At 66.7% G+C, this 23,538-nt stretch carries 24 protein-coding genes; 11 read left to right on the top strand and 13 right to left on the bottom strand.

Annotation, left to right across the window (positions count from 1 at the left end; translation table 11 throughout):
• Positions 1–19: 19 nt before the first annotated feature.
• Entirely contained in the window at positions 20–1,492 is a 1,473-nt protein-coding gene (locus A5736_RS12275; RefSeq protein ID WP_256386098.1) for an FAD-dependent monooxygenase, read from the top strand.
• Here the strand turns inward: A5736_RS12275 and A5736_RS26325 are convergent.
• Both A5736_RS26325 and A5736_RS12270 read right to left on the bottom strand, forming a co-directional pair.
• Entirely contained in the window at positions 1,489–1,656 is a 168-nt protein-coding gene (locus tag A5736_RS26325) for a hypothetical protein (RefSeq protein WP_175611253.1), read from the bottom strand. The two genes, A5736_RS12275 and A5736_RS26325, sit on opposite strands and share 4 nt — an antisense overlap.
• 27 nt (positions 1,657–1,683) lie before the next feature.
• Positions 1,684–2,259 carry a hemerythrin domain-containing protein gene (locus tag A5736_RS12270; RefSeq protein WP_076246417.1) on the bottom strand — a complete coding sequence of 192 codons (576 nt, stop codon included), beginning with the start codon at positions 2,257–2,259 and terminating at the stop codon, positions 1,684–1,686.
• A gap of 81 nt (positions 2,260–2,340) precedes the next feature.
• Here A5736_RS12270 and A5736_RS12265 point away from each other — a divergent pair, with 81 nt between their 5' ends.
• Positions 2,341–2,736 carry a nuclear transport factor 2 family protein gene (locus A5736_RS12265; protein ID WP_076058827.1) on the top strand — a complete coding sequence of 132 codons (396 nt, stop codon included), beginning with the start codon at positions 2,341–2,343 and terminating at the stop codon, positions 2,734–2,736.
• A gap of 1 nt (position 2,737) precedes the next feature.
• Here A5736_RS12265 and A5736_RS12260 read toward each other — a convergent pair whose 3' ends face one another.
• Positions 2,738–3,964 (bottom strand): MFS transporter, encoded by a 1,227-nt coding sequence (locus A5736_RS12260; protein WP_076246416.1) that lies wholly within the window; start codon positions 3,962–3,964, stop codon positions 2,738–2,740.
• A gap of 248 nt (positions 3,965–4,212) precedes the next feature.
• Between A5736_RS12260 and A5736_RS12255 the strand changes: the two genes are divergently transcribed.
• A complete protein-coding gene (locus A5736_RS12255; protein WP_076246414.1) occupies positions 4,213–4,494 on the top strand; it encodes a hypothetical protein in 282 nt (93 codons plus the stop codon).
• Positions 4,495–4,565: 71 nt separating this feature from the next.
• On the opposite strand, the gene A5736_RS12250 is transcribed toward A5736_RS12255, so the two are convergent.
• Positions 4,566–5,045: a Tautomerase enzyme gene (locus A5736_RS12250; RefSeq protein WP_139333276.1), complete on the bottom strand. Its 480-nt coding sequence runs from the start codon at positions 5,043–5,045 to the stop codon at positions 4,566–4,568.
• A 148-nt stretch (positions 5,046–5,193) separates the two neighbouring features.
• Here A5736_RS12250 and A5736_RS12245 point away from each other — a divergent pair, with 148 nt between their 5' ends.
• On the top strand, positions 5,194–5,631 hold the full coding sequence (locus A5736_RS12245) for a helix-turn-helix domain-containing protein (RefSeq protein ID WP_254848348.1): 438 nt from the start codon (positions 5,194–5,196) through the stop codon (positions 5,629–5,631).
• A gap of 195 nt (positions 5,632–5,826) precedes the next feature.
• Here A5736_RS12245 and A5736_RS12240 read toward each other — a convergent pair whose 3' ends face one another.
• The gene (locus A5736_RS12240) at positions 5,827–6,774 is read right to left on the bottom strand and encodes an FAD-binding oxidoreductase (RefSeq protein WP_076121595.1); all 948 of its coding nucleotides are present in this window, start codon (positions 6,772–6,774) and stop codon (positions 5,827–5,829) included.
• Positions 6,775–6,790: 16 nt separating this feature from the next.
• Here A5736_RS12240 and A5736_RS12235 point away from each other — a divergent pair, with 16 nt between their 5' ends.
• Entirely contained in the window at positions 6,791–7,981 is a 1,191-nt protein-coding gene (locus A5736_RS12235) for a cytochrome P450 (protein ID WP_076121264.1), read from the top strand.
• On the opposite strand, the gene A5736_RS12230 is transcribed toward A5736_RS12235, so the two are convergent.
• The 3 genes from A5736_RS12230 to A5736_RS12220 are packed head-to-tail and all read right to left on the bottom strand — an operon-like array spanning position 7,978 to position 11,070.
• Positions 7,978–9,195, bottom strand: a complete 1,218-nt coding sequence (locus A5736_RS12230) for a GNAT family N-acetyltransferase (protein ID WP_076246411.1) — start codon at positions 9,193–9,195, stop codon at positions 7,978–7,980. The genes A5736_RS12235 and A5736_RS12230 overlap by 4 nt on opposite strands.
• A gap of 26 nt (positions 9,196–9,221) precedes the next feature.
• The gene (locus A5736_RS12225) at positions 9,222–10,433 is read right to left on the bottom strand and encodes an acyl-CoA dehydrogenase family protein (protein WP_076121268.1); all 1,212 of its coding nucleotides are present in this window, start codon (positions 10,431–10,433) and stop codon (positions 9,222–9,224) included.
• A 25-nt stretch (positions 10,434–10,458) separates the two neighbouring features.
• Positions 10,459–11,070, bottom strand: a complete 612-nt coding sequence (locus A5736_RS12220; RefSeq protein ID WP_076121270.1) for a TetR/AcrR family transcriptional regulator — start codon at positions 11,068–11,070, stop codon at positions 10,459–10,461.
• Between the two features lie 222 nt (positions 11,071–11,292).
• Here A5736_RS12220 and A5736_RS12215 point away from each other — a divergent pair, with 222 nt between their 5' ends.
• The 3 genes from A5736_RS12215 (at position 11,293) to A5736_RS12205 (ending at position 14,926) form a co-directional block, all read left to right on the top strand.
• The gene (locus A5736_RS12215) at positions 11,293–12,621 is read left to right on the top strand and encodes a sensor histidine kinase KdpD (protein WP_076246410.1); all 1,329 of its coding nucleotides are present in this window, start codon (positions 11,293–11,295) and stop codon (positions 12,619–12,621) included.
• Positions 12,622–12,875: 254 nt separating this feature from the next.
• Positions 12,876–14,453 (top strand): SulP family inorganic anion transporter, encoded by a 1,578-nt coding sequence (locus A5736_RS12210; RefSeq protein ID WP_076246408.1) that lies wholly within the window; start codon positions 12,876–12,878, stop codon positions 14,451–14,453.
• Between the two features lie 32 nt (positions 14,454–14,485).
• The gene (locus tag A5736_RS12205) at positions 14,486–14,926 is read left to right on the top strand and encodes a nitroreductase family deazaflavin-dependent oxidoreductase (protein ID WP_076121274.1); all 441 of its coding nucleotides are present in this window, start codon (positions 14,486–14,488) and stop codon (positions 14,924–14,926) included.
• A 54-nt stretch (positions 14,927–14,980) separates the two neighbouring features.
• On the opposite strand, the gene A5736_RS12200 is transcribed toward A5736_RS12205, so the two are convergent.
• The 5 genes from A5736_RS12200 to A5736_RS12180 form a co-directional block, all read right to left on the bottom strand.
• The gene (locus A5736_RS12200) at positions 14,981–15,361 is read right to left on the bottom strand and encodes a hypothetical protein (protein WP_233147905.1); all 381 of its coding nucleotides are present in this window, start codon (positions 15,359–15,361) and stop codon (positions 14,981–14,983) included.
• Between the two features lie 25 nt (positions 15,362–15,386).
• Complete coding sequence (locus A5736_RS12195) at positions 15,387–16,757, bottom strand: SRPBCC family protein (protein WP_076246446.1); 1,371 nt, start codon at positions 16,755–16,757, stop codon at positions 15,387–15,389.
• Between the two features lie 10 nt (positions 16,758–16,767).
• On the bottom strand, positions 16,768–18,528 hold the full coding sequence (locus A5736_RS12190) for an amidohydrolase family protein (protein WP_076246407.1): 1,761 nt from the start codon (positions 18,526–18,528) through the stop codon (positions 16,768–16,770).
• 117 nt (positions 18,529–18,645) lie between these two features.
• The gene (locus tag A5736_RS12185) at positions 18,646–19,782 is read right to left on the bottom strand and encodes a phosphotransferase (RefSeq protein ID WP_076246405.1); all 1,137 of its coding nucleotides are present in this window, start codon (positions 19,780–19,782) and stop codon (positions 18,646–18,648) included.
• A 101-nt stretch (positions 19,783–19,883) separates the two neighbouring features.
• The gene (locus A5736_RS12180) at positions 19,884–20,504 is read right to left on the bottom strand and encodes a TetR/AcrR family transcriptional regulator (RefSeq protein ID WP_076121601.1); all 621 of its coding nucleotides are present in this window, start codon (positions 20,502–20,504) and stop codon (positions 19,884–19,886) included.
• 310 nt (positions 20,505–20,814) lie between these two features.
• Between A5736_RS12180 and A5736_RS12175 the strand changes: the two genes are divergently transcribed.
• The 3 genes from A5736_RS12175 (at position 20,815) to A5736_RS12165 (ending at position 23,538) form a co-directional block, all read left to right on the top strand.
• Positions 20,815–21,945, top strand: coding sequence for a catalase family peroxidase (locus tag A5736_RS12175; RefSeq protein ID WP_305800076.1), 1,131 nt, complete (start codon positions 20,815–20,817; stop codon positions 21,943–21,945).
• Positions 21,942–22,535 carry a cytochrome b gene (locus A5736_RS12170; RefSeq protein ID WP_076246403.1) on the top strand — a complete coding sequence of 198 codons (594 nt, stop codon included), beginning with the start codon at positions 21,942–21,944 and terminating at the stop codon, positions 22,533–22,535. The genes A5736_RS12175 and A5736_RS12170 overlap by 4 nt, the downstream gene beginning before the upstream one ends.
• Before the next feature lie 109 nt (positions 22,536–22,644).
• Positions 22,645–23,538, top strand: a complete 894-nt coding sequence (locus tag A5736_RS12165) for a fructose bisphosphate aldolase (protein ID WP_076246402.1) — start codon at positions 22,645–22,647, stop codon at positions 23,536–23,538.

The following is a 23,538-nucleotide window of genomic DNA, read 5'->3' as shown; positions in this document are numbered from 1 at the left end:
CTCGGTCGGGGGTTGCGACGTGCATGTTTCGGTGGTGGTCGTCGGGGCAGGCCCGACAGGGCTCATGCTGGCGGGCGAATTGGCCTTGGGCGGCGTTGACGTCGCCATGGTCGAGCGGCGCGCCAGCCAAGACGTGATCGGCTCGCGTTCAGGTGGTCTGCATTCACGCACGATCGAGGTTCTCGATCAGCGCGGAATCGCCGACCGATTCCTTTCCGAGGGGCAGGTAGCCCAGGTCGCCGGGTTCGCCCAAATTCGTTTGGACATCAGCGATTTTCCCACCCGGCACCCCTACGGGCTCGCGCTGTGGCAGAACGACATCGAGCGGATACTGGCGGCCTGGGTCGAGGAACTGGGCGTGCCGATTTATCGCGGACGTGAGGTGACGCGTATCGCGCAAGACGACACCGGCGTTGACGTTGAGATGGCTCACGGCGAGTTTCTGCGGGCGGAGTATCTCGTCGGCTGCGACGGAGGGCGCAGCCTGACGCGCAAAGCGGCAGGCATCGACTTTCCGGGTTGGGATCCGACAACGAGCTATCTGATCGCCGAGGTCGAAATGGCCTTCGAGGCAGACCAACCGCCGGAATGGGGCATCCGCCACGACGCCCTCGGCGTTCATGCGCTGGCGGACGGAAGCCCGGCTCGGGTCATGGTGACCGAGCGGCACCTCGGACCAAGCGGCGAACCCACCTTACGCGATCTGAGCGAGGCACTCATCGCCGTGTACGGAACGGACTACGGGATCCACAGTCCCACTTGGATTTCCAGGTTCACCGATGCGACACGTCAGGCCGCGGCCTACCGCGACCGGCGCGTCCTGTTGGCCGGCGACGCCGCGCATGTACATCACCCGGTAGGGGGACAGGGACTGAACACCGGCGTGCAGGATGCGGTGAACCTGGGATGGAAGCTGGCGCAGGTGATCAAGCAGACGGCGCCCGATAGCCTCCTCGACACCTACCATGCCGAACGGCACCCGGTCGCGGCGCGCGTGCTGCGCAACACCATGGCGCAAATCGCGCTCCTTCGCCTCCTCGATGACCGGACCAAGGCCCTGCGCGACGTCGTTTCCGAACTCCTCAGCCTCGACGAGGCCCGCCGCCGATTCGCCGCGATGATGTCCGGCCTCGACATCCACTACGACCTCGGCGAGGGCCACCCGCTGCTCGGGCGCCGCATGCCCGATCTCGACCTCGTGACCGCCAACGGCCCGACGCGGGTTTTCGCCCTGCTCCACGACGCCCGTCCGGTGCTACTCAACCTCGGCGCGCCCGGTGATGTCGACATCGCGCCATGGGCCGATCGAGTCCAATTGGTCGACGCGAAATACGTTGGGGATTGGGAGCTTCCAGCGCTCGGTGCGGTTCCCGCCGCGCCCGCGATGTTGATCCGGCCCGACGGGCATGTCGCCTGGGTGGGTGACCGGGCCGGGCCTGAGCTCGCCGACGCGCTCACCACCTGGTTCGGCGCGCCTGCTGCACCGATCTAACGGGTGCTTTCGTCCGGTAGGTCGTGGCGCGACTGATGCGCACCCGGGGCGTCCGGATCCTCGTCCTGATGGTCCAGCTTCTCCTGCAGGTCACGCTGCTCCTCGGTCGCCTTCCGGGCGTCCTTGGGCGGCGTCGGTGGGGTGCCGTGGCTTTCGCGGGCCATGGGAGATCTCCTTCCGATCTGACCGGCTCATTGGCCTTTCAGGCTGCCGATCCGAAGCGAATAGTCGGTGCGTTTGGGCGGCGCGCTGTCCTCGACGTCCTCGACGTAGCTTTCGGGATCGCGATCGGTGATCGGCAGTCCCCTGGTGGTGGGATGGCGCGCCATGAACTCGCTGTACTGCCGCCCGAGCGCTTCACGAAGGCCGATGGGGGCGTGCCGACGAAAGTCCGACAAGCCTTCGCGTTCCTCTTCGGCCATGTGGTCGTCGTTGGCTATCCGGGTGCGGCCGACGGCCGCCCACCAGGGTTCACTCCCGATCGAGGCCGCCTTCGCGTCGCGCACGCCGTCGCGAATGTCGTTGTGGTCGCCGATGGCGTCGAGCGTCTCGCCTTCGGGATCGTCGGCGCCGCGCTTGAGCAATTGCGGGTAGAAGATCTTCTCCTCGATGTAGGCATGCACGTCGAGCTTGTCGGCAAGCGGTCGCCACACCCGCTCGATTGCGCGATGGTCTTCCGGCGTCTGTGCCTGCAGGTCGTCCAGCCTGGCGAATTGTTCGCGGAACCAATTGTGGTCGGCGAGGATCAATTCGGTGATGTCAGCCACTCCTACCATGCTGGCAGAAGCAGTCAATCCGTTCTAGCGTCAATCGAGCGGACCCAACAATTGACCATGCGAGGTGTCCTGATGCATCCGTTCCGCAAGGCAGTCGAGGAGCGCGACGAGGCGGCCATCCACGCGATGCTGGCCGATACCGTGGTGTTCACCAGCCCGGTGGCCTTCAAGCCGTATGTCGGCAAGCCGATAACCGCGGCGATCCTGCGCGGAGTGTTGCGGATCTTCGAGGACTTTCACTACATCCGCGAAATCAACGACGCCAACGGTCACGACCACGCGTTCGTGTTTGAGACGACGGTGGCGGGCAAGAAGATCACCGGTTGCGATTTCCTGCACTTCAACGAGGACGGTCTGATCGACGACTTCATGGTGATGGTGCGGCCGCTGTCCGGCGCGACCGCGCTGTCCGAGGCGATGGGCGCTCAGTTCGAACGGATCCAACAGGAAGCCATCGAACTCGCCTGAATCAACTCGGGCGGTGAGCATCTCGGCGCAGCCGCACCGCCCGACTCACCGCCGTTGCCAGCGCCAGGACGGCCATCACGCCGAGAATCGTCGCGGAGACGCCCGATCCTACCGTCGCCAAGATCAAGGGCAGGCCAAAGCCGACATACGTCAGCACATAGAACACTCCGACGAGCGCACCCCGGATGCGTTGCGGCGCCGCGGCTTCCAGGTCGATCAAGCCCTCGCGCAAACAGAGTCCGGACGCGCACCCGAGGACCACGAACAGCGGCAGGCCCAAGGCCAGCGATATTGTCGGCGGGGCGGCCGCCGTGACCGCGTAACCGAGCGCGGCCAGCGCGGCACCGGTGGTGCCGGCGTGTGGGCCCCAGCGAAACACACGCGCCAACACCTGGATTAGCCCACTGACGCCATTCACGACCAGCGTCGCGGCGCCCACGGCCATCGGAGCGGCGAGCCCGGTGTGTACCCGGGTAGGGATCGCGATGAACCCCAACGTCGCCGAGGCGAACACCCACGGCGCCAGGGGCATGGCCCAACTCAGCGCCCACGCGGTCCCCTGCCGCGCTACCGGCGACGGCTCCCAGCCCCGTGCCGTTGCCGGCGGCGTCGCGCCCGTGCGCCGCACCGCCACCACGGTGATGGCCATCGCCAGCACGACAATCGCGGCGGCGAGCCCGAACGACACCCGCACGCCGGGCTGTCCGGCCCGCGCGATCACACCCGCGGCGAACGGGCCGATGGCGAAACCCAAGAGCAACACAGCGCCCGCTGTGGCCGCACCCGCGGGACCCTTCAGATCGGACGCCCACGCGGTGCAGGAACTCATCAACAGACCCACACCGATCCCGACGATCAACCGTCCCACCAGCAATACGTCAGGGTGCTGCGAAACCAGCATCGCCAAAGTGCCCGCAATGGCGGATGACGAGCCCGCCAGCGCCACCGACTGACGCCCGAGCGCGTCGGATACCCGGCCGCCGACGAGCAGTCCGGGCAGCAATCCCAGCGCGTAGATTCCGAAGATCGCGTCGAGCCTGGCCGCGTCGAGGTGTTGGCGCTCGCCGATCAACGGCATCAGCGCGACGAAGTGGTTGGCCACCCAGCCCGTGGACAGCAAGAGAACCAGCACGCCGGTGAACACCGCCCGGGTTTCGTCGGACCCGCGGCGCTGGTCACTGACTGCGATAGGCGGAGGCCGGCCGGTGCGCACATCCGACGAGATCACTGATTTTTCCTCCCCACGGTCATGCGCTCGCTGCCGGGCCGACAAACGGTAGAAGACGAGGGCGCCCCGACTGTTATTCCCACTCAGCCGAAGGTTGCACGGGCCGCGGCGCCCACCCGATCCCGTTGGATCGACGCATCCCGCGCGCGCCCGCAAACGCGCCCACCGACTGGCGCAAACCTCGCCGCCGCGTTTGAAACCAGCCGAATTGGTGTACAGACACCACTACAAGCAATCCAGGAGGGCAAATGACAAAGCAAATTGCGGCCGCCACGATCGCGCTCGCTGCCCTGCTGTCCGGGGCGTGTTCAGCCTCACAGATCATCAACACCGGCGGCGACACGAAGTGCAAAGACTTCACCACTCAGGACGAGAAGAAACAGAACGACGAAGTCACCAAGATGCTCAAGGACAAGAACGGGGCTGACCCGAGCAATATTGAGATCTCGGCGACTCGGCTGTCGGCGTTGACGTACTGCCAGACGGTGGGCAAGCCGGACACCAAGATCTCCGAGGCGCCGCACGGCTGACGGCGGCAGCGCGGCCCGCCTTGGGCGTTCTCGAGCGTCGGATGGTGCGATAGCGCAGCTCGCCCAATATTTCAGGCCGACACCGACCGGCGCCCGGCCAGTCGCTGGTTGGCATAGACACGGCCCTTGTCGCGATCACCCATCACGATGCCGGCGATGTCCGCCAACCTTGCGATGCGTCCACCACCACCCCACGTGCCGTCGGGAATCTCGTTGGCGAACACCCAGATACGCAACGGGTCGCGGTCGTAACGCCCGTCCTCGGCATCCAGGATTGCCGCGGTGACCGCGGCGACCATGCTCGCCCGGCGATCGTCGTCGAACTGGCCTTCTGGCACCGACGCGATCACTCGGTAGTGCGGCATCGCGGGCCGTTGACCGGCGTGCAGTACGGCCGCGGGGCGATGCAACCACACCTTGGCCAAGTCCCGAGCTGCCGGATTGGCGGGGTCCGCGCCTTCGTGCTCAAGCAGAACGTCGGTCAGCGTGGCCAAGAGCTCGTCCTCCACGTGAGCAGGCAACGCACCGTCGGGGATGTACGCATCCAGCATGGGCATATCGCAGGCCTCCAGTTCGCGAGCAAAGCTCTGGATTTACTTTCACAACGCAGCATAATGGACCCTGAGTTGCAAAGTCAAACCCTGCTATGCTGGGGTCGTGTCCGCGGTCCGAGATGGGTATAGCGCCGAAAACTGCTCAGTGAAACGGGCGCTCGACATTGTCGGAGAGAAGTGGACACTGCTGGTGTTACGGGAAGCCTTCTACGGAGCGCGGCGTTTCGAACAGTTTCAGGCCCACGTCGGGTGCGCCCGCAATCTGCTCAGCGAACGCCTCAACACACTGGTCGAATCGGGAGTGATGGAGCGCGTGCCCTATCGAGAACCCGGGCAACGCGAACGCCACGAATATCGCCTCACCGACAAGGGCCTTGATCTGCAGGCCGCCATCATCGCGTTGATGCAGTGGGGCGATCGCTGGGAGGCGGACCCCGACGGCCCGCCCGTCGAGATCATCCACCGCGATTGCGGGTACCCGGTCGAGCTGGTTATGCGCTGCAGCCATGACGGCGTACCGGTCACCGCGCGAGACTTACGGCCCAGGCCCGGGCCCGGCGCCCGCCCGGCGGTGCAAGCATGACCGACGAATTGGGCGTTAGCCACCGCGATATTTTTCGCGCGCAGAACGGATCGACCAATGCGCGACGCTGATCGGCCTAGTCATCGTGCGTAGGTCACGATGGCCGAGCCGCAAGCCGGGGTGCGAAACACGTTGGAGTGAGCCCCCTTCCGCATTCCAAAGCGCAGCGGGCGGTCGCGCAGCGCTGAGCTTGGCCTAATTGATCGTCAGGTCGCCGGGTAGCTCGTCGCCCAGCAGGGCCTCCGCGAGCAACTCACCGAGCAGCGGCCCGAACTTCATGAGGTTGCTGCCGACGAACGCCACGACCCGGCCACGGCGTGCGGCGGTCCACCCGTCGCCGAGGGAGTCGAGCCACGGGGCGCGAACGGTGAAGCAATCCACCCGGCCCACCGGGTGCAGCGACGGAAACAGCGTCCGCACGGTCGCCGGATCCGGCACCTCCTGGCCGAAGGCCCACTGGCCGGTGCTGCCGAGCGGCAACCCGTAACCCTCGGCAGCGGAAAGGCACGCGGCGCCAACGGCGTCGGCACCCTCGTAAGTGAAGCGAACGTGCGGGCCGAACTCGACCCCGAGCGGTCCGAACAGCGCCGGCGTCTCTACCCCGGCGCAAATGAGCACCCGCTCGGCCCGCACCACGGTGCCGTCGGTGAGTGCCGTCGTGCCGTCGTCACCGACCGACGCCACCTCGCCGTGGTGAATGGGGACCCGCCGTGCGACGGCGCCCAGCGCGCGGCGGATGCGCAGGCTCCCGCCGAGCGGGTCGAACACTCCGGTCTCCCACGGCGCCGCCACAAACGGGATTCGCGCCTCGATCCCGCGGCGGTCCAGCCAGGCGAATGCCGCCCCGGCCTCGGTCATGGCCGCCGCGGTGTCATCGGGGGCGGCGACGGAGATGAAGCCTTCCGAGCCGAGCAGCCGCCCCGCGCCCAACTCGGCCTCCCAGCGCTGCCAACCCACCCGGGCCTTCATCGCGAGCTCGCACAGCAGCGGACGCCGGTGCGCGATGCGGAAGATCCGCGCCAGCCCAGCGGACTGCCCGGCGAACGGTTCCCCGCGCTCGAACACGATCGCGTCTTCCCCGCGCCGCGCGAGCTCGTAGGCGGCCGCAAGTCCGCATATTCCCGCGCCGATCACGACGATCACGTGTTCAATGTTGACCATGTTGCGTCGCGGTGCTGCGGCGGGGGCGCCGACCTTGCCCGTCGATCTCTACGGCAAAGAGACGCTGCTGAGGCCGGCCGAAACCTACCGCCAGATCCGCGATGCGGGGGCCGTGGTATGGCTGCCGAAGCACCGACTCTGGGTCATGGGCCGCTATCGCGATGTGCGCCAGGCGCTTAGCGATGACGAGACTTACTGCAGCGGCAACGGCGTGGCCGCCAATCCGGTGACCAATGTGCTGACCGCGGGCACCACGCTCGCCAGCGACGGCGAAGCTCACTCCAAGCGGCGGCGCGTATTGCTGCAATCCCTCTCGGCCAAGGCACTTTCCGAAATCGAGCCGGTTCTGCAAGCCGAGGCGACGGCGATCGTCGACCGGCTATGCGATAGCCCGGAGTTCGACGGGGTATCCGATTTCGCCGCCTATCTGCCGATCCGGGTGGTCGCGGATCTCGTCGGCGTCGACCTCGACCACCGCCGCATGCTGAAATACGGCCGCGGCGGGTTCGACGTATTGGGCCCGACCAACACCCGCACCGTAAGGGCAGCGCCGGTGGGACTGAGTTTTTGGCGCTATGCGCGATCGATCCGCTCCGAGAGCGTCAAGCAAGGCGGATGGGCGGAGTCGGTCCTCGCGGCAGGACAGGCCGGCACGTTGACGCTGTCGGAAGCCAAGGCCATGGTGATCGACTTCATTGGTCCGAGCCTGGACACAACGATCCTGGCGTCCGCGCAACTGCTGTGGAGCCTGGGCACCCAACTCGAGGTGTGGGAGGAGCTTCGGCACAACCCCGAGCTGGTGCCCGCCGCCGCGGTCGAAGCCGTTCGCCTCGGCTCACCGGTGCGCGGCTTCACGCGAATGCTGAAGAAAGACACCGAGATCGACGGCACTCCATTGCGTCGTGGTCAACGAGTCGCACTGCTCTACGCGTCAGCCAACATGGACGAGACACAATTCGAACAACCCGAGGTCTTCTCCTTGCACCGCAAGGGAGCCAACCTCGGATGGGGCTTCGGCGCCCACGCCTGCGTGGGCATGTATCTATCCAAGATGGAGATGCACGCGCTGCTGCGAGCGATGATTCCCAAAGTCACACGGATCCAGGTTGACCAGCCTGTGCGGCTCTTGAACAACACGTTGCAGGGCTTCGAATCGCTGCGCGCGAGCTTCAGCCGGAGCGCGGCCTAGAAGAAAAATCCGGCGTACGGCGTTTCGGCCACCGCGAACAGCCGATCAGCGGCCGCGAGTGCCGCGGGATCGTCGGCCCGTGCCAGCCCGGCGACGGCCAGACCGCGCCAGGTGGCGCCGCCGAGCAGAACGGCGGCGAGCCCCTCGACACCGACGTGCACTTGGGCGGGCCGATTCGTTGGCTCCGCGCCGTGGCCCGCGATGGCGAAGTTGGCCGAATTATGCTGCAGCAGCTGGTCATTGACGGCGATGGTGACGGCGTCGTCGCCCACGTACCGGCGGGCTGCCAGCGCCTTCTCGGCATGGATTACGCGCAACCACGTCTCGTCATGCACCGCCGAAATCTTCATGGCCCGCCGGTCGACCAGTAGCCAGGGCAGCGGATCGTCGACCGGCAGCATCCAGAACATCACGCGGTCGACGAGATCGAGGCCGAGCAGGAAACGCAGCAGCCCCAGGTACGCGTCGGGGGTGGGCGCGAAGAAATCTTCGACCACGACGGTGCGCTGATCGCTGACGAACCACCTTTCGGTGTCGACCGGACGGTAGCGGATGAAGCCTGACTCGACTCCCGGATCGCCCGATACCGCGACATACGCGGGGCCCGAGGACGATTCGGTCCGCAGCCGCAAACTCTCCCACCACACGTCCGGGCGATCGATGGTTCCCGCCCGCGACGGACGATTCTCGGCGTAGATCCGCGGCAGGACGTCAAATGTTTGCGCAGTGTCGAGGAGGCGCACCGGGGCGCCGGGGCCGACGCCCGGTCGCAGCGCTGCCCGCGCCGTCTGAACCTCGACGGTTTGCGATGAACTCGCCACGCCGTAGCCGTAGCGCTCGTAGATCGTCGCCTCCGATGCGCGCAACGTTGCGACCACCTCACCCCGCGCCGCGATGTCGCGCAGCTGGTGATCCATGAGCGCGGTGGCGATGCCTTTGCGCGTGAACGACGGCAGCACACCGATGTGGGAGACGGCGGCGTGGCCGACGACCGCCCCGCCGGGAAGGGTCAGCCCGCTCGTCACGGCGTCCGCGGTGCCGACGAGTTGTCCTGCGGCGAACGCCCCGACGGTGCGCCCGGGCTCGAGCAGCTTGCTGATCTGGCCGGGCTGCAAATTCGGCAGCGGAGGGAAGCCGACCATCGCCGTGCGAAACAGGTTGGCCGCGGCGACGAGGTCGTCCTCACTGTCGAGGACGCGGATCTCGTAGGTCATCCGGCCATCATGTCTCGCAGCGCGGGTTAACGGATCGGCAGCCCCGTCAACGCCCGCGAGATCACCAGTCGCTGAATCTCACTGGTCCCCTCGAAAATGGTGAAGATCTTCGCGTCGCGGTGCATCCGCTCCACCGGGTAGTCGCGGGTGTATCCATTACCGCCGAGGATCTGGATCGCCTCGTCGGTGACGTAGACCGCGGTCTCGCTTGCCACCAGCTTGGCCATCGACCCCTCGGCCGAGTCGAAGTTCTGATTGTTGCGCGCCATCCAGCCGGCCCGCCACACCAGCAGGCGAGACGCGTCGATGCGGCTCTTCATGTCCGCCAGCTTGAAAGCCACCGCCTGGAATTCGCCGATCTTGCGCCCGAATTGCTCGCGCTGGCAGGCGTATTCGAGGGCGTACTCGTAGGCGGCCCGGGCCACGCCGATGGCCATCGCGCCGACGGTGGGCCGAGTTCGCTCGAAGGTCTTCATCGCCGCCTGGCCACCCGCGGAGGCGCCGGACTTGACCCGCGCGACGCGGGCCTCGAACTTCTCCCGGCCGCCGAGGATCGCGTCCTCGGGCAGACGCACGTTGTCGAGCACCACCTCGGCGGTATGCGAAGCGCGGATCCCATGCTTTTTGAACTTCTGCCCCTGGGCCAGACCCGGGGTGTCCGGCCCGATGACGAAGGTGGCCTGGCCGCGCGCGCCGAGCTCGGGATAGACCGACGCCACCACGATGTGCACGTTGGCGATGCCGCCGTTGGTCGCCCAGGTCTTGGTGCCGTTGAGGACCCACTCGCCGGCCGCCTCGTCGTAGTGCGCACGACTCCGGATGGCGCCGACGTCGGACCCCGCGTCGGGTTCCGACGAGCAGAACGCGCCGAGCTTGGGATCCTCAGGCGTGCCGAACATTTCGGGCAGCCAGCGGCCCAGCTGTTCGGGAGTTCCGTTGCCCGCCAAGGCCGCCGCGGCCAACCCGGTGCCGAGGATGGACAGCGCGATACCCGCGTCGCCCCAGAACATCTCCTCGAACGTGGTCAGAAATCCCAGCCCGGTCGGCTCGGCGGCCTGCTGCGCGAAGAAATCGGGGGAGTAGAGGCCCACCTTGGCGGCCTCCTGGATCACGGGCCATGGGGTCTCTTCGCGTTCGTCCCATTCGGCCGCGGCGGGCCGGATGACTTCGCTGGCGAACTTGTGCACCCAGTCTCGGACCTCGATGACGTCGTCGCTCAGTTGTAGTGAAAAGGTCACGGCTTGCTCCTGAAATATGTTGTGGTCAACGGTTTTTGCGGTTCGTGTATTGCGCTAGGACGCTGACCGTCTGGTTGACCCAGGCCTCGAAGTAACGGTCGTCGTCGATGTTTCCGGGAGAACGGCCGGTCAGGGCCTGCAGCGTTGCGGCGTAGGAAAGCGACCCGATTGCCACGGCCGCGGCCGCCTCGGGGTCCGGGATACAGGTGCGGCCGGAGCGATTTGACGCCGCCAATTCGTCGGCGAAGCGCTGGTAGGCGTTGTCGGTGATGACCTGCCACGTCTTTTTCTCGAGATCGCCGACCTCGGCGGGCTCGCGCAACATGACCTTGAGCAGATCCTCGCTTTCGCGCAGGTTGCTCCAGATCAGCTCGCCCGCCGTGCGCACCGCCTCCTCGACGCTGCCCGACTGCCCGGCGTCGTACTGCTCTCGCGCGGCCACGATGCTGTCGATCCGGTACGCGACGGCGGCCTCCAGCAGCTCACGCTTCGAGCCGAAGTGCTTGTAGAGCGCACCCGATCCCGGGGCGAGGCCGGACGCGCGCTGAATGTCGGCCACCGAGGTCGCCGCGTACCCCTTGGCGGCAAACAGCTTCAGCGCCTCGCCCAGCAGCCGATCGCGTCCCGATGGAGGCATGGTGAGAGAGTACTCACTCACCTAGCGTCGAGGCAAATGACCTCGTCAGCCGGCCCGTCGACGGCTAGCTCACCGAGAAACCACCGTCGATCGCGAGCGCCTTGCCACGCCACCCTTTCGCGCCGTACCGCCGTCGTTACTATCGTCCACGACATCGACCGGGCACTTCGCGGGCAATAGAGGGAGCCTGATATTCGCATTTTTCGTCATATACGGCTCCCGATGCGCGTGCTGTCGCTGCGCACGATCGTCATCGTGGCCGCGCTATCGGTGATGACCCTCGTTGTCCTCCTGGGCCTGTGGGTGTGGATCGGCGTCACCAACGACCAGTACAGCCAACTCGACCGCCGGCTGGATTCGGTGACCAGCCTCGGTGATATCAATTCGCTGCTCAACAGCGCACAGCTCACCAACCCCGATCGGCCCATGCCGGATGGAAACCTGGTGCGCACCGCGCGCATCGGGGATACGACCGTGTCGGTGCCGGGCAATATCGTCCTGCCCCAACTCCCGAACGGCTACGCCAACACGACCATCAACGGCGTGCAATACCGGGTCCGCACCTTCACCGCGGGCCCGGCATCGATCGCGCTTGCGGCGCCGTTGGCCGAAGCTCAACATCGCATCGACGAACTCCACCTGAGGGTGTTGTTGATCTGTTCGGGCGTCATCGGCGGGACGATCCTTGTCGGCTGGGTGATCTCGTTGATCATGGTCAATCCTTTTCTGTTGCTCGCCCAGCAGGCCCGCGCCATCAATGCCCAATCCAGCCCCGACGAGGTTCAGGTCCGCGGCGTTCGGGAGGCGGTGGAGATCGCCGAAGCGGTCGAGGGCATGCTGGCCCGCATCGGCAACGAGCAGCAGCGTACGAAGGCGGCGCTCGAATCGGCCCGCGATTTCGCCGCCGTCGCCTCCCACGAACTGCGCACTCCACTGACCGCCATGCGCACCAACCTGGAGGTGCTGTCCACCTTGGAGTTGGGCGCCGAACAGCGCAAAGAGGTGATCAGCGACGTCATACGCACCCAGGGCCGGATCGAGGCCACCCTGACGGCACTCGAACGACTGGCCCAGGGCGATCTGACCACCGTCGATGACTTCGTTCCGTTCGACATCACCGAGCTACTGGACCGGGCCGCACACGACGCGCTGCGCATCTACCCGGGCCTGCAGGTATCGCTGGTGCCCTCGCCCACAGTGCTGATGGTCGGGTTGCCCACGGGCCTGCGACTAGTGATCGACAACGCCATCGCCAACGCCGTCAAGCACGGTAGCGCCACCGAAATCCGGCTCAACCTAACCAGTTCCGGCGACGGCGTGGAAATCGCCATCGACGACAACGGCACCGGCATTCCCGAAGAAGAGCGCGCCGCGGTCTTCGAACGCTTCTCCCGCGGGTCGACGGCGTCGCGCTCTGGGTCCGGATTGGGGCTGGCGCTCGTCGCCCAGCAGGCCGAATTGCATGGCGGCAAAGCGTCTTTGCACGCGAGCCCGTTGGGTGGGACACGACTTCTCGTGACGTTGGCGGGTGACGGGCGGGGCCCGGCCTAGAGCGAATATGCTTCGGGCGCAATAGTTACGACTATGTAACAGCGCATTTGAGTGCGGCGATTCGCCGCAAATAGACGAACCAAAAGATTTGCATTCGCTATGCGCACGGCTTGCCGAGTTGCCGCCCGCGCGGCGCGCCACCTACCTTCGAACCGGGGAGTCAGCCGTTTCAGTGCAGGCCAGGAACTCTTCGCGCCTGTTGTAATCACCAGTGCGCCAAGCATTTACAGTGCAGTCCGCGTCAGGAAGGACCGATGCAGCAAACCGACGAGGTCGCCCAACCGGTCATCGAAGACGAACCCGTAGGACGCCGGTTGAGACAGATTGTTCGCTACGACGTGCCGTCGTCGCTGGTGGTTTTCCTAGTAGCGCTCCCGCTGTCGTTGGGTATCGCGATCGCTTCTAACGCGCCGGTGCTTGCCGGCTTGATCGCCGCGATAGTGGGGGGAATCGTTGCCGGTGCGATAGGGGGGTCCGCGCTTCAGGTCAGCGGTCCAGCCGCGGGGCTGACGGTCATCGTGGCCGACCTGATCGCTGAGTTCGGCTGGGGTGTCACGTGTTTGATTACCGCGGCGGCCGGCGTCTTGCAGGTGTTGTTGGGGCTCAGCCGCGTTGCGCGTGCCGCGCTCGCTATCTCGCCGGTCGTCGTGCACGCGATGCTGGCCGGTATCGGAATCACGATCGCGCTGCAACAAACGCACGTGTTACTCGGCGGCGAATCCAAAAGCTCGGCGTGGGCCAATGTCAGTGGCCTACCATCGCAGATTCTCGGTGCGCACCGGCCGGGCGTCATTCTGGGCGTACTCGTGATCGCAATTCTGATCGCATGGCGTTGGGCTCCGCCCCGACTGGCCCGCATCCCCGGACCGTTGGTCGCCATCGTGACGGTGACCAGCGTTTCGGTGGTTTTTCCGTTCGACGTGCCCCGTATCGAACTGGAAGGTTCGGTCCTTGAGGCATTGCAACTCCCGACGCTGCCTCACGGAAACTGGGGAGCCGTCGCAATCGGCGTCATCACCGTCACGCTCATCACCAGCGTGCAGAGCCTGCTCACCGCCGTTTCGATCGACCGGATGCACAATGGGCCGCGCACCGACTTCGACCGCGAGCTGATCGGTCAGGGCGCGGCCAACCTGGTGTCGGGCGCAATCGGCGGCCTAGCTATAGCCGGGGTAATCGTCCGCAGCGCGGCCAACGTCAACGCGGGCGCGAAGACCCGCGCCTCGACGATCCTGCACGGAGTCTGGGTCCTCCTGTTCGCCTTGCCGTTCGCGGAGTTGGTCGAGCAGATTCCCACGGCGGCGCTGGCCGGCTTGCTCATCGTCATCGGGATCGAGCTGCTCAAGCCCGCGCACGTCGAGAACGCCCTTCGCAACGGGGACATCGCCGTCTACCTCGTGACCGCGGTGTGCGTCGTCTTTCTCAACCTGTTGCACGGCGTGCTGATCGGGCTCATCGTGGCCATCGTCCTGACCGGTTGGCGGGTGATACGGGCGCGGGTCGAGGCCGAGCCGGTTGGTGAAGAGTGGCGCGTGGTCATCGAGGGAGCATGCACGTTCCTGACACTGCCGCGGCTAACCGGTGTGCTGGCGTCCGTCCCCGAGCGCACCACGGTCACCGTCCATCTCTTGGTCAACTACCTCGATCACGCTGCGCATCAGGCGATTTCCGACTGGCAGCGACAGCACCACGCCACGGGCGGAACGGTCCAGATCGACGGCGAGGTCGCAACGGGCCGGCGCGCTCATCGCATGCCGGTCACGTCAACGAAGAGTAGCCGCGACCGCATTCACCTGAGCTTGGTGCAGCAGGATAAGTGTCAGCTACCTTGACATGTATCAGCCTGGTTGATACGAATGGAGCGATGTCTGATCCGAAACCGCCCGCCTGGCTCAAGCCGGTCAACAAGGTCATGATGGCCATGCACAGAGCCGGAATCGCGCCTGGGCCGGTGCGGGTGCTGACCGTGCCGGGCCGCAAATCGGGTGAGCCGCGCAGCACGCCCGCGACTCCCTTCACGCTGCACGACGGCCTCTACGTCGTCGGTGGATATGCGAACGCGGATTGGGTGCTCAATGCTCGCGCCGCCGGCGCAGGGACCGTCACCCGGGGCCGCAGAGCGCAGCGCGTCAGCTTCGTCGAACTGAGCGCGGAGCAGGCCCGCCCGGTATTGCGCGCGTTTCCGGAAAAGGTACCGAGGGGGGTCGGCTTCTTTAAGCGCGCAGGACTGGTCAGCCGGGGATCCGCCGACGAGTTCGAGGCCCTCGCGGGTCGATGCGCGGTTTTCAGACTCGAGCCAAACTAGCTCCGGAGGAAGGCGCTGTGGCCGCGCTGACCGTGCGATCGACGGCGGACAGTCTTACAGCGGCGTGGCCTGTTGGGCCAGGTTCAACAAGACGTAGGCAACGCAGAAAAGGAAGTTCAACACGACCAGAACCAGGCCCGCGAACAACAGCGAGCGGGTGCCGTGCCGCTGCAGGCGCTTCAGCTTCGCGGCCCGCGTTTGACGATTCAGCTGTGACGCGATCAACGCGAACCTGACGTCGGTCACTTCGTCGTCCGAGCCGGGCATGCCCGCCAGCATCTGCTGCAGCCGGTCCGGCCGCGTTCTGACGCCCACCTGCGCGAAGCGCTTGCACAGCCGCCGGGCCCCCCTGCGGCCGACAATCTGGTACTGCATCTCTAGCCGATGTGATAGCCGCCCCCACTCGCCACCGCACGGGTTCGACGGGATCGCCACAGCCGGATTCTAATTCGCTCGGAGGCTATTTCGAAGGCTCCGCGCCAATTACTTCACCGCGATCCGCGGACGCCGTCGCGGCGATCCGCTCGGCCTCGGGCAGGTCGAGGTAGCGCTCGAGGTTGCGATGCATGTTGATCACCCGCCGCTCCTCGCCCGAGAGGACCAAGTGGGTGAAGCCGGGTTGGTGCAAGCCGCGCTGCAAGCCCGGCAGCACGCGGATGTCCTGCGTTAGAACCAGGCCGGGCTCGGCATCGCCGGCGCTCATGCGGACGTCCGTCGGCTTGTTGTGCGCCGCGCCCGGCGCCATCCGCGTCATCAAGAACATGACGAACTCGCCGTGGTCCGGGTCCGGCCCGGGTCGCGAGCACATGATGGTCAGGTGGTCGGCGTTGGCCAGCAGCGTCATGTTGGGGAACACGTTGTACTGGTGCAGCCGAGTGATCCGGTCGGTGTCGGCCCAGGCGAGATCGACACCGCGGGATGCCGCGAACGCCCGCGTGCGTGCCGCGATCAGGTCCTGCACCGTCTGTCCGGGCTGGAGTTCATCGGCGGGGAAGGGCGTGCCTTCGGCCGCGCCCATGAGCGCGCCCTGCGTGTAAACGTAGGCGTCCCAAACCTCTTCATCGCTCAATGCGCCGTCGAAGCGCGGACTTTGCACACCGTAGGGCTGATCGGACTTGCCGGTATGACCCCAGATCTGCTGTGGCGCATGGATGTCGTCGACGCAGCGCAGCAGTTCGGGATGCAGCGTCTGAATGTGATACGTCTCGCTGTAGCCGTCGGCAATCGTCTTCCAGTTGGCGTTGACCTCGACGGTGAGGGTGGCGTAGCAGCGGAAGTCGCCCAGGTTGCACCAGGCGATGTCGTCGGGCACCGACTCCAGGTAGTCGATCAGCGGCATCGCGTTGACGTCGAGGTTGACGAAGACGAGGCCCTCCCAGGTATCGACCCTGGCCGGTATCAACGGGAAGTCCGACATGCGCAGCGCGCCGAATCCCTTGCGGTTGGGCACCCGCTTGAGCGCGCCGGCGAGGTCCCACGTCCAGCCGTGATAGCCGCACTTCAGCTCGCGCAGTCCGGAACCCGAGCCGGCGCAGATCGAGTTGCCGCGATGGCGACAGACGTTCTGGAAGGCGCGCAGCACGCCGTCGTCACCGTGGACGATCAGCACGCCGTAGGGCCCGCAGCGGTACTCGAAATAGTCGCCCGGCTCCGCGACGTGGTCGAGCATGCAGGCGACCTGCCACACTTTCGGCCACATCCGCTCGATCTCGAGCGCGGCGAACGCCGGAGAGTAGTAGCGCTCGGCCGGCACCAGGGTAGGGCCTGCCGGCGGGACGCCGATCGCATCCTCGTCGCGGGTGCGGGCCGGGTTGCCGGCGGCCACTTTCATGCGCCGGACCCTAACGCGCTCCCCGAACCAGGCGACCCGGACGGGCGCCGGTGTCGACATCGTGGCGCCGGGTCACCGTCCCGCTGACGATCGTCGCCGCATATCCGCTCGCGCCCTGCAGGATCCGATGCCCGCCCGCGGGCAGGTCGAAGGCCATCGCCGCGGGGTGCAACCTCAGCGCGTCCAGGTCGATCACGTTGATGTCGGCCTTCTTGCCGGGCTCGATCGTGCCGCGATCGGTGAGCCCGAAAAGGTGTGCGGTGTCGCGGGATTGCTTGCGGATCACGTATTCCAACGGCAACTTCTCGCCTCGGCTGCGGTCGCGCGCCCAATGCGTCAGCAGGAACGTGGGGTAGGAGGCGTCACAGATCATCCCGCAGTGCGCGCCGCCGTCGGAGAGTCCCAGCACCCCGGCGGGATGGAGCAGCATCTCCCGGATCGCCTCGCAGTTGCCCTCGGCGTAGTTGAACAGCGGCAGCATCAGCATGGCGGTCGCGTTCCGCTCGAGCATCAGGTCGTACAGGGTCGACAGCGGGTCCTCGCCGCGAGCCGTGGCGATCGCCGCGACGGTGCGGTCGGGGGTCGGCTCGTAGTCGGGCGGGTCGCCGAGCGCGTAGAGGCGGTGCAGGGAGTGCTGCACCAGGGCGAACATGCCGTCGAACAGCAGGGTGGGGTCGGCGGGCAGGTCGTCCTCCGACAGGATCGCGGCCTTCACCGCGGGATCGGCCAGGCGCTGGGCGAGTTCCTCGCGGCCGCACTCGGCCTGCAGCCGGCGATAGGTGGGCCGGTGGCTGAAACCGTGATGGCCCTGGAAACCGATCATCATGCCGAACGGGCGCGCCGCGACCTGTGGGTGCAACCGGCTGCCCGCGGCGTGCGCGTCCGCGGAGAGGTCCAGCATTTCGCGCCACAGTTTCGGATCGGCGTCCACCTGGATCAGGGCGAACGACACCGGCCGGTCGATCTCGGCGCCCAACCGCCGCATCCAGTCCAGTTCCTTCTTCGGGGCAACGATGTCCTCGCCCGCGGATCCCTGCGGGGCCAGCTCGAACACCGCCTGACCGCCGGCGGCCATGGCGCGGCCCAGGCCGAACAATTCTTCCTCGGCCGCGAATGTTCCGGGCACGGGTTCGCCGTCCATCGCACGGTGGCCCATCGTGCGCGACGTGGAGAATCCCAGCGCACCGGCTTCGATCGCCTCGGTGACCAGCCGGCCCATCGCCTCGATGTCGTCGGGGGTGGCCGGCTCGTTGCGGGCGCCCCGCTCACCCATCGCGTAGGCGCGGATGGCGCCGTGGGCTACCTGACTCCCGACGTCGATCGCGAACTTCTGCTTGCCGATCGCGTCGAGGTATTCGGGATAGGTCTCCCAGCCCCAGGTGATGCCCTCGGTCAGCGCGGTGCCGGGGATGTCCTCCACGCCCTCCATCAACTCGATCAGCCACTGCTCGGTGCCGGGCCGCACCGGCGCGAAGCCGACGCCGCAGTTGCCGGTCACAATCGTCGTGACGCCGTGGCCGCTGGACGGCTCCAGCAGGCTGTCCCAGCTCACCTGGCCGTCGTAGTGGGTGTGGATGTCGACGAAGCCAGGGGCGACGACATGGCCTGTCGCGTCTATGGTTTCGGCGGCCTCACCGCCCATTTCGGCGTCGCTGGGTCCGCGGCGGACGACGTCGACGATCACGCCATCCTTGATGCCGATGTCGGCGCGAAAGCGATCCGCGCCGGTGCCATCGACGACGGTGCCACCGGTGATCTTGAGGTCGAACACGAAACTCTCCTTCTCGTCGCCATGCGTTGCGAGTGAGATGTGTAGGTATTTCGCTACTCGAAGTAGCGTAACTCCTCCGGCGGCTATGGCAATAGGTTCGGCCGAATTTCGCCGCGGCTACAGGGAACGCTTCAGCGCCGCGACGGTGTCCAGGTCGTCGAGCGCCGCGACCCCGCGCCGGAGTCCTTCCATCGCGATGCCCTCGACCTGCATTCCGCCCATTCCGGCAGTGATCAGGGGGGCGACATATGCGTACAGCGCGCCCTGGCGGTACCGCAGCCACAGGTCGTCGCGGTCCAGGCCGGGTCCCCCGGCGGCCGCGAACGCACGACGGTAGTCGTCGAGCAGCTCGCGCTGGGTCGCGCGGCGGTCTTCCGGCGTCAGGCTGGTGATCAGGGTGTAGGCCAGTTCGCGCGAGGGGTGTCCGCGCCGCACGGCCTGCCAGTCCAGCAGTCCCGCCTTGCCGCCGTAGAAGTACATGTTGCCCGGATGCGCGTCGCCGTGCATGACCGTATGCGGGGGAGTGTCGATGGCCGCGGCGACGGCACGGTAGTTGTCGGCGATGAAGCGGCCATGCTCGACGGGGATGTCGGTGCGATCGGCGAGGCGTTTGATCGACGCGTGCATCAGCGAACCGGTCAGCAGGGACGTCACGTCGCCCGACGGCGTGTAGAGCCATCCCAGCGGGCCGCGCCCGTTGCGGGGCAGGCGATGCCAGAAGGTGGCGTGCAACTCGGCCAGCAATTCGACGATGAGGCTGGCCTGGTCGGGGGAGAGCGGGTGCAACGTGTCGGGGAATTCACACGACTCGGCCGGGAGGTCTTCCAGGACCAACAGATAGCGGCCCGTCCAGGGGTCGAATGCGGCGCCGTAGCACTCGGGCACGCCGGTCAGTTCCGGTGCGAGGTGGCTGTAGAAACGCACCTCGGTGTGCCCGAGCCTGCCGAGTTCACCCATCAAACGGGTGGCGGCGGTCTGTGCCGCGAGCTTGACGAACACCGACTCGGGTACGTCTTTTCCGGTCAGCACCAACCGCGCCCGCGACGACGTCCCCGCGTCGCTGCCCAGGACACGCACCGACCTGACGGTCTTGCCCATGATCTTGGACAGGACCGAGGCGTCGACGTCGTCGACCGTGCGGGGTAACCCCAACCGGCCTGCGACTACCGCGTCCGCGGTCACCCGGCCCAGGCCGCGGCCCAGATGGGCGGCCAGGCCCACGGCGGAGAAGGCCTGGCCCACAGCGTGTTTCATGTCGTACCGTCCTGATTCGGGCGCCGATCAGTGTCGCGGAGCGCTCGACCGGCGCCGTCAGACAAAAATAACCGGACGTCTGGACATCAGACAATACCCGATTATTGTCTGATTGGCGGAACCAGGGCGCGCACCACGAACTGCTCGACGAATTCACGTTTGTCGGCCGAGGGGCGGCGCCGCCACGCGGGCGCCAGCAGAAACAACGTGGCCGTGTGCAGCCACTGGACGATCGACCGGGCCTCGAGATCGTCGTAGAGACGGCCCGCCCGCTTCCATCGAGTCAGCAACGGCTCGTAGTGCCGCAGCAGTAACTCCACGATCGGTTCCGACCCCTTCTCCAGGGCGGTGGCCACGGCGGTGCTCTCGGCCGCGAACAGCGCTTCGTTCAGCGGATTGCCATCCACCGACTCGACGCGGGCCAGCACCATCTCGGGCACCGACCGAACCGGGTCGTCGGGAGCGGGCAGCGAGCGCACGAGTTCACCGAGCGCGTTGTCGATGCGCATCAGCAGGAGGCCCAGCAGGACGTCGTCGCGGCCCGGGAAGTACCGGTACACCGTCGACCGCGACACCCCGGCTTCGTCCGCCACCTCGCCCACCCGGAACTGAGTGCTGCCGCGGCGCACGATGCAGCGGCCGGCGGCGTCCAGGATGCGCCGGCGGGCCTCCTCGTCATCGAGGATCGCGCGGTCGTCGCCCCACCAGCGGCTCGGTTCCATGGCGCCGATGTTACGGGATGCGTTGTTGCTGGCCTTTCTATCGTCGAATCCCATTGCAGCGCAGGCGATTACCTGACCTAGAAGGCGACTAATGGGCCACTCCGCCGCGGACGAAACCATCTCCTACCTTCTTCGCCGCGTTGCCGCACGGCACGATGGTGTTGACCGCCGGCTACGGCAAGGTGGCCTCGTTCTCGCGCGGGCCAGATGACATCTAGCTGAACTTTGCCGCACCGAGCACCCGCACGTTGAACGAAGTCCGGCGCCGCACCGTAGCCTCCACCGGGAAAGCACCGAAAGGACGGTGGGCATGGAAACCGGTGACCAGGAAGGCGAGCGGGACGACAACCCCGCCGAAGCCAAGCCCACCCGCGTCGGCGCGCTGACCCGGCGGAGCGCGCTGCTCGGGATGGGTGCGGTCGCCGGTTTCGCCGCGGTGGACGTCGGCGGCTTTGCCTATGCCGGTGGCTGGCTCCGGCCGGGCGCGCAACTCACGCCTTCAGGGTTCGCCGACCGCTTCGAACATGTCTACGGCCACCACGACGGATTTCGGCGCAACCATGCCAAAGGGCTATCCGCCACAGGGTATTTCGCGAGCACCGGCGCCGGCGCGGCCATCTGCCGGGCGGCGGTCTTCGCGCGGGGCAGCGTTCCGGTGATCGGTCGGTTTTCGCTGTCCGGCGGCCTGCCGGATCAGGCCGACAAGCCCGACGTGGTCCGCGGATTGGGGCTCCTTTTCCAGACTCCAAACGGCCAGCAGTGGCGCACGGCGATGATCAACATTCCCGTTTTCGCCGACAGCACCCCGCAGGGGTTTTACGAACGGTTGCTCGCGTCCAGGCCCATGGCCGGCAGCGGCAAGGCCGACCCGCAGGCGATGGCCGCATTCCTCGCCCGCCACCCCGAGACCGTCGCGGCCATGAAGATCATCAAGCAGTCACCGCCGAGCGCGGGATTCGCGGACAGCACGTTCTACGGTCTGAATGCCTTTCACTTCACCAACGGCGCCGGCGCGACCGTTCCCGTGCGCTGGTCCGCCGTCCCGCTGCAAACCGGCGTGGCACATGCCCCGGCGTCGTCGGTCGGGAAGGACTACCTGTTCGACGACCTCATCGGGGCGTTGGCGCTGCGGCCATTGAACTGGCGGCTGATGCTCACGATCGGTGAGCCCGGCGATCCGACCAACGACGCCACCAAACCCTGGCCGCAATCGCGACGCTCCATCGACGCCGGCACCATCACGATCACCGCGGTAGCGACCGAGGCGGCGGGCAACGCCCGCGATATCAACTTCGACCCCCTGGTGTTGCCCGACGGCATCGCGGCCTCCGACGACCCGTTGCTTGCCGCGAGATCGGCGGTCTACGCGCGTTCCTTCACCCGCCGCGCCGAGGAACCCAAGTCGGCCAGTGAGATCAACGTGGGCCGGGTCCTCCCATGACCGACCAGACGAACGAAACACCTGCCGCCCGTGGGCGTTTCGCCCTCCCCTCCCGAATCTTGCACTGGCTGATGGCGCCCATGGTCATCGCGCAGCTGCTCATCGGGGTGACCATGATCGCTTCGCTGAGCTACTACCCGCTGCTCCTTGCCATACACCGCCCGCTGGGGCTGCTGATCCTGATCTTCGCCGTGGTGCGCCTGGCGAACCGGCTCACCCACCGGCTGCCGCCCTTCCTGGCCACCATGGGCCCCACCGAGCGCCGCATCGCGTCGTGGTCGGAGTACCAGCTCTACGCCCTGCTACTCATCCAGCCCCTGATCGGCTGGGCCATGCTCTCGGCGGCGCGGTTTCCCGTCGGCATGGTTGGGCCATTTCAGCTGCCCGGCATCGCGCCACACAATATCGATGTCTATGGCGTGCTTCGGCAGGCCCACAACATCTTCGCCCTCCTACTTTTCCTGACCTTCACCGCGCACGTCTGCGCGGTGCTGTTTCACACGCTCGTGCTGCGTGACGGGCTTCTCGACCGCATGGCGCTGTGGCCCGGCAAAACTGCGTCGCCAGAGCGGGAGGCAACCGAGGCCTGACCACCGCCTGTCCGGGCTGTGGCCGGCCGAAATATGATCGACACGATCCGAGCCTGATTGCGCACCGTGACGAAAGGGGCGCGACGACCACAAGGGAGTGGAGAATTCCATGCCGAACGAAAAGCAAGCAGACAGGATGACGTCGGGCAAGGGATTCGTCGCAGCGCTCGACCAGAGCGGTGGCTCGACGCCGAAGGCGTTGCGCCTGTATGGCATCGAGGAGGACGCCTATTCCTCCGAGAAAGAGATGTTCGACCTCATTCACGAGATGCGCTCGCGGATCATCACCTCCCCGGCATTCACCGGTGACCGGGTACTGGCGGCGATTCTGTTCGAGCAGACCATGGACCGCGACATCGAGGGCAAGCCGTCGACCACCTACCTGTGGGAGACCAAGGGCGTGGTGCCCATCCTCAAGATCGACAAGGGGCTGGCCGAGGCCTCCGATGAAGTGCAGCTGATGAAGCCGATGCCGGGGCTGGACGAGCTGCTGGACCGGGCCGCGGGCAAGGGCGTCTTCGGCACCAAAGAACGCTCGGTGATCGGCGGCGCCAACGCCGAGGGCATCGCCGCGGTGGTCGCCCAGCAATTCGAGGTGGCCCACCAGGTGCTGTCGCACGGACTGGTGCCCATCATCGAACCCGAAGTCACCATCTCGATCGCGGACAAGGCGCAGGCCGAGGACATCCTGCGCGACGAAATCACCAAGCAACTCGAAACCGTTCCGGACGGACAGCGGGTGATGCTCAAGCTCAGCCTGCCCAGCGCGGTCAATCACTACCGCCCGTTGGTCGAACATCCGCGGGTGATGCGGGTGCTGGCACTCTCGGGCGGCTACTCGCGCGAGGAGGCCAACAAGCTGCTCGCGCAGAACACCGGGGTGATCGCAAGCTTCAGCCGCGCGCTGACCGAGGGGCTCACCGCCGACCAGTCCGACGAGCAGTTCAACGCCACGCTGGACACGGCGATCCAATCGATCTACGACGCCTCGGTCGCCGGCTGA

It is taken from the genome of Mycobacterium sp. SP-6446 (assembly GCF_001954045.1).
Lineage (GTDB): Bacteria > Actinomycetota > Actinomycetes > Mycobacteriales > Mycobacteriaceae > Mycobacterium.
The sequence above is the reverse complement of the archived record's forward strand: the minus strand, read 5'-3'. Positions and strand labels throughout refer to the sequence as shown.